This is a genomic window from Methylobacterium sp. UNC300MFChir4.1, from assembly GCF_900110155.1.
Lineage (GTDB): Bacteria > Pseudomonadota > Alphaproteobacteria > Rhizobiales > Beijerinckiaceae > Methylobacterium.
The window spans coordinates 1-5505 of record NZ_FOCS01000062.1 but is presented as its reverse complement, the minus strand read 5'-3'; the positions used below and the strand labels follow the sequence as shown (position 1 = coordinate 5505).

At 67.2% G+C, this 5505-nt stretch carries 5 protein-coding genes; 3 read left to right on the top strand and 2 right to left on the bottom strand.

Annotation, left to right across the window (positions count from 1 at the left end):
- The 3 genes from BMY19_RS30155 to BMY19_RS30145 form a co-directional block, all read left to right on the top strand.
- Nucleotides 1-594: ATP-binding cassette domain-containing protein (locus BMY19_RS30155; RefSeq protein WP_100253883.1), on the top strand; the 594-nt coding region annotated here is incomplete at its 5' end.
- Nucleotides 594-1055 carry a nickel-responsive transcriptional regulator NikR gene (nikR, locus tag BMY19_RS30150; protein WP_100253881.1) on the top strand — a complete coding sequence of 154 codons (462 nt, stop codon included), beginning with the start codon at nt 594-596 and terminating at the stop codon, nt 1053-1055. The genes BMY19_RS30155 and nikR, both read left to right, overlap by 1 nt.
- A 2-nt stretch (nt 1056-1057) precedes the next feature.
- Complete coding sequence (locus tag BMY19_RS30145) at nt 1058-3274, top strand: TonB-dependent siderophore receptor (RefSeq protein ID WP_244535086.1); 2217 nt, start codon at nt 1058-1060, stop codon at nt 3272-3274.
- A 398-nt stretch (nt 3275-3672) separates the two neighbouring features.
- On the opposite strand, the gene BMY19_RS30140 is transcribed toward BMY19_RS30145, so the two are convergent.
- Both BMY19_RS30140 and groEL read right to left on the bottom strand, forming a co-directional pair.
- The gene (locus BMY19_RS30140) at nt 3673-4485 is read right to left on the bottom strand and encodes a transglutaminase-like domain-containing protein (protein WP_091928774.1); all 813 of its coding nucleotides are present in this window, start codon (nt 4483-4485) and stop codon (nt 3673-3675) included.
- A gap of 240 nt (nt 4486-4725) precedes the next feature.
- Nucleotides 4726-5505: chaperonin GroEL (groEL, locus tag BMY19_RS30135; protein WP_139215757.1), on the bottom strand; the 780-nt coding region annotated here is incomplete at its 5' end.

The following is a 5505-nucleotide window of genomic DNA, read 5'->3' as shown; positions in this document are numbered from 1 at the left end:
GGTGTCGTGCGGTTTCGCGGAATGGGTCTAGCCAGGCTCGACGACGCGGGGCGGCGAGCATTCAGGTCGGCGGTCCAGATGGTTCTTCAGGACCCGCTCTCGGCGGTGAACCCGCGCCATACGGTAGGCCGCACGATTGCGGAGCCGTTGCGGCATCTGACCGGCCTCTCGGCGACGGAGAGGCGAGCACGGGTCCATGCGCTGTTGTCTCTCGTCGGTCTCGACCGATCCGTGATCGGGCGGCTCCCGAGCCAGCTCTCCGGCGGCCAGGTGCAGCGCGTCGGCCTCGCCAGGGCGCTGGCTACCCGCCCTGCGCTCGTCGTGCTCGATGAGGCGGTCTCGAACCTGGACGCGCCGCTACAGATCGAGATCCTCGACCGCCTCGCCGTCCTGCGACATGAACAGGGAACCGCCTTCCTGCTCGTCACGCATGACATCCGTCTGGCGCGCCGGTTCGCGGATCGGGTCGTCGTTCTCGACGACGGGCGGGTCGTCGACTCGTCGCCGTGTCGACCGAGGCTTGAGCTCGAGCATCCGGCCGCGCGCGAGCTCGTCGACGCCGTCCTCCCGGCCTTCCCAGCGGGTGCAAGCTGATGCAGCGGATTACCGTCACCCTGGACCACGAACTCGTCGACGCCGTTGACCGGATCGCGGAGGTCCGCTGCTACGCAGGCCGTTCGGAGGCGATGCGCGACCTGCTGCGCCGGGGCCTCGCGGAGGCGCGCCGCGAGCGCGATCCCGACCATGCCTGCGTGGCGACCTTCACCTTCGTGGCGGAAGCCGGCGTGCGAGACCTTGGGCAGCGCCTCGCGGAGGAACAGCGGGCAAGGCATGACCTCGTCATCACGCAGGTGCAGGTGCCACTGGACCACGAGGCGGCGCTGCACACCCTGGTCCTGCGCGGCCGTGTCCGGGAGATCCACGCCTTCGTCGACGCAATCGCGACACAGCGCGGCGTGCGCCACGACAGCCTGTCGATCATCCCGGCGCGGATCGAGGTCGTGGACCACCCGCACGGGCACACGCCCCATCCCCACGAGCATATCCGGACGTGATGATGCGGGTGCTCCATCCGGCCCGTGCCCCTGTCCGTCGGCGGGTGACCCGCCCGTCACATCGTGCGCCAAACGGCACCGGTCTCGCCCTCGCGGCCGTGCTCGCGGCAGGTGCGCCATCAAGCGAGGTGCGGGCGCAGGAAAGCGTCGCGTTGGAGGAGCTGTCGGTCGAGGCGGCCGGGACCGGCGCTCCGTCCGGCACGACGACCGCCGCCGGCACGATCGGCCTGATTGGCCCCACGCCTGGCTACGGAGCCGGGCGGGCGGTCAGCAGCACCAAGACTGACACGCCGCAGCTGGATGTCCCCCAGGTTGTCACGGTCGCGCCGCGCGAGGCCATCACCGATCTCGCCGCCACCCGCGTCGACCGGGTATTCAACTACCTGCCGGGCGTGGCGCAGCAGAACAACTTCGGCGGCCTGAGCATCTTCAGCTACGCTATCCGCGGGGTGACCACCTCGGAGATCTACCAGAACGGGTTCCCCCTTAATCGTGGTACGCCGCCCCCGCCCGATGCGCAGAACATCGAGCGTATCGAGGTTCTGAAGGGCCCGGGCGCCGGCCTGTTCGGACGCAGCGATCCGGGTGGGCTTGTCAACATCATCACCAAGCAGCCCACCGCCCAGCGCTTCGTCGAGTTCGGCAACCAAGTCGACTCGTTCGGGCTGACCCGCGGGACCGTCGACGCTGGTGGTCCGCTCACCGATGACGGCACCGTCCTCTACCGCTTCAACTTCGCGGCCCAGGGTGCCGGCAGCTTCCGCGACTTCGTCGACAGCGACCGGCTGCTCGTCGCTCCGGTGGTGAGCTGGCAGATCACGCCGGACACGCGCATCACCGTCGAGGCCGACATTCAGCGCAACCGGATCGTCTTCGACCGGGGCGTGATCGCCATCAACAAGCAGCTCGGCTTCCTGCCGATCTCGCGCTTCCTCGGGGAGCCGGAGCAGAGCACCTACCAGACCCAGAACATCCTGCAGGCGCGCATCGACCATCGCTTCAGCGAGGACTGGCACATGCGTCTGGCGACGCACTTCGCCACCGGAACGCTGAACGGTGAGTCCGCTGAGATCCGCTCTATCGCCTCCGACAACCGGACGGTGGCCCGAGACCGGAACGTGCGCGACTACCGCTGGGACGTCGCGGTCGGGCAGGCGGACCTGATCGGGCGCTTCGACACGGGCGGGATCGGCCACACGCTCCTGCTCGGCTTCGAGCGCGAGAGTACCGATAGCCGGACCCTGTACCTGCGCTCGAACTTCCGCACGAGCCCCTACGCCCTCGACATCTACGCGCCCGTCTACGGGCAGGCGCTGCCGCCGCTGACCATCCCGCGCAACAACCTGGAGCGGGTCACCAACACCGCCCTCTACGCCCAGGATCAGATCGTGCTGAGCCCGGAGTGGAGGGCGCTGGTGGCCACGCGGCTCGACCTCTTCGAGGACTCCTTCCGCGAGCGCATCCCGCGCAGCCAGGCGGACCAGTCTCGGGTCGCAGCCTCGCCGCGGGCCGGGCTGATCTACCAGACGGTCCCATGGCTCTCGCTCTACACCGACGTCGGCACGAGCTTCCGGCCCAACATCGGCCCTGACGCTGCGGCCGTGTCGCCCGGAAGGCCGCTGAAGCCGGAGACCGGCCAAGGCTACGAGATCGGTGCCAAGGCCGAGCTGTTCGGGGGCAACTTGCTGCTCACCGCGGCGGCCTTCCGGGTGGACCGGCAGAACGTTCTGACCCCGGACCCGAACAACAGCGGCTTCTCGCTCGCGGCAGGCGCCGTGCGCAGCCAGGGCTTCGAGCTGACGGCGCAGGGGCAGCTCTCTCCGGAGCTGAAGATCCTGGCCGGCTACGTCTATGCCGACGCGGTCGTGACCAAGGACAACGTGCTGCCGGTGGGCGCGCCACTGATCAACGTGCCGCGCCACTCGGGAAGCCTGCTCGCCGTGTACGAGGTACAGGGTGGGAACTGGAAGGGGTTCGGCATCGGGGGCGGCGTGCGCGGCGTCGGCGAGCGTCCCGGCGATGCGGCCGGATCCGGCTTCGTGCTGCCGGCCTACGTCGCGGCCGACGCGCTGGCGTACTACCGCTACGAGAACCTCCGCTTCGGTCTCAACGTCGAGAACATCTTCAACACGGTCTACTACGAGAGCTCGCTCAACGTATTCCGCGTCTACCCAGGATCGCCACGGCGTTTCACAGGGTCGTTCACGGTGCGGTTCTGACCCAAAACGCTACGACGATCGACTTAGACCGCGTTCCTGGCGTCGAGCTGATGTCCGTGTGTGGGAGACCTGCAAGGAACCGCCGCGTCACCGTAATGGGCCGGTGAAGGTACGTCCGCTTCCGGAGCTGCTCTTCTCCTAAGCGGACCGGCAGCTTTCGGCCAGACCGAGTCATGCCGGATCGGCAACGCGCGCAGAACCGGGCGTTCGGCTTCGCGCCCAAGTCGGCCATTCAACTTGTTTGAAGAACGCCCGACAAGCAGACATCAGTGCTGCATTTATCGACCTGCATCGAGGACGCGACACGAATTCGCGGTATCTTGGATGCGGCTTGATAGCTTTTGTAGTCAAACGGTCAACGGCTGCAAGCAGCCAACGCCTCATTCAGAAGTTCGCGGTTATATTGGAGGCGCTTCTTCCGTCGTCACGTGGAACGCGACGAGTTCGTTGGGGCCAAAGGTCAGCGTCAACGGGACATCCGCGGCGTCCCGACCATAGGCGATCAGAATCCGACCGATGCGTGAACTGTTGTTGCGCGGATCAAATGTGTGCCAGCGGCCCCCGAGAAAGACCTCCATCCAGGCGGCAAAATCGCCGGGCGCATGGGGCAGCGGCAGACCGATGTCGCTGACATATCCGTTGCAGTAGCGTGCCGGGATGTTGAGACACCGGCAGAACGCGATCGCCAGATGCGCATAATCACGGCAGACGCCCCGCTGCTCCTCGAATGCATCGAAGGCCGTCCGCGTTGCCCGCGCATGCTCGTATCCGAAGGTAATTCGATCATGGACGTAGTCGCAGATCGCCTGCACACGCCCCCAGCCCGGCGGCAGGTGGCCGAACAGATCCCAGGCGATCGATGACAGACGATCGGTCTCACAGTACCGACTGCCGAGGAGGAACAGCACCGTGTCCGACGGCAACGTCTCGATGGCGGTCTCCCCAGCGTTGAAGACCTCCGGGTCGCCGCCGCCGGGGTCCCGCACGATCGTGTCGGTCCGCAGCTTGAAGCGGCCAGCCGGGGCAACCATGCGGCTGCACCAGTTCCCAAAACTGTCACGGTAGCCCTGGACCGGTACAGCGGGGGTCGTGATTAAGTAGTCGGGTCGTTCGAGATCCGAGAAGCGCGATGCGTGGATGTTAAGCGTCGCGATGATGGGGGTGGGCTGCGGGAACTCGTAGGTCATCTCGCAGCCGACGAGAATGCGCATGTGCGTTGCCCTCAGACTTATTTCGGAATCGGCCGCCGCAGCCTCCCGCGACTTGAGCCGCCTCACCGCGCGAGACGCGGGCTTCGATTTCGATGATACAGCGCCGATAGACGGGAACGCCTCGATCCCGTGCACCCGCAGGACCGGAGCGGGGCCGGTCCCCTCATCCGGCCCACGTGAAGCGCCCCCGACGAGCCGGCATCCGGCTCATCGAGTATCACCCAGACTTGGTCGGGCAGATCAGAAGTCCATGCCGCCCATGCCACCACCGCTCGGCATCGGCGGGGCCTCCTTCCGCGGAGCCTCGGCGATCATGGCCTCGGTGGTCACCAGCAGGCCGGCGACCGAAGCCGCGCCCTGCAGGGCGGTGCGCACCACCTTGGCCGGATCGACGATGCCGGCCCGAAGCATATCAACATACGCTTCGGTCTGGGCGTCGAAGCCGAAGGTCGAGGAGGCATCGGCCAGGATCTTGCCGACCACGATCGAGCCCTCGACGCCCGCGTTCTGGGCGATCTGGCGGAGCGGGGCCTCAAGAGCCTTGAGGACGATCTTGATGCCGGCCTGCACGTCGGGGTTGTCGTTCGAAAGAGCCCGAACAGCTGCCGTGGCGCGCAGCAGCGCGGTGCCGCCGCCCGGGACGATGCCTTCCTCGACCGCCGCGCGGGTGGCGTTGAGGGCGTCGTCGACGCGGTCCTTCTTCTCCTTCACCTCGACCTCGGTCGCGCCGCCGACGCGGATCACCGCGACGCCGCCCGCGAGCTTGGCCAGGCGCTCCTGGAGCTTCTCGCGGTCGTAGTCCGAGGTGGTCTCCTCGATCTGCGCCTTGATCTGCGAGATGCGGCCCTCGATGTCGGACTTCTCGCCGACGCCGTCGATGATCGTGGTGTTCTCCTTCTCGATGCGCACGCGCTTGGCGCGGCCGAGCATGGGGAGCGTCACGTTCTCGAGCTTGATGCCGAGGTCCTCGGCGATCATCTGGCCCTTGGTCAGGATCGCGATGTCCTCGAGCATCGCCTT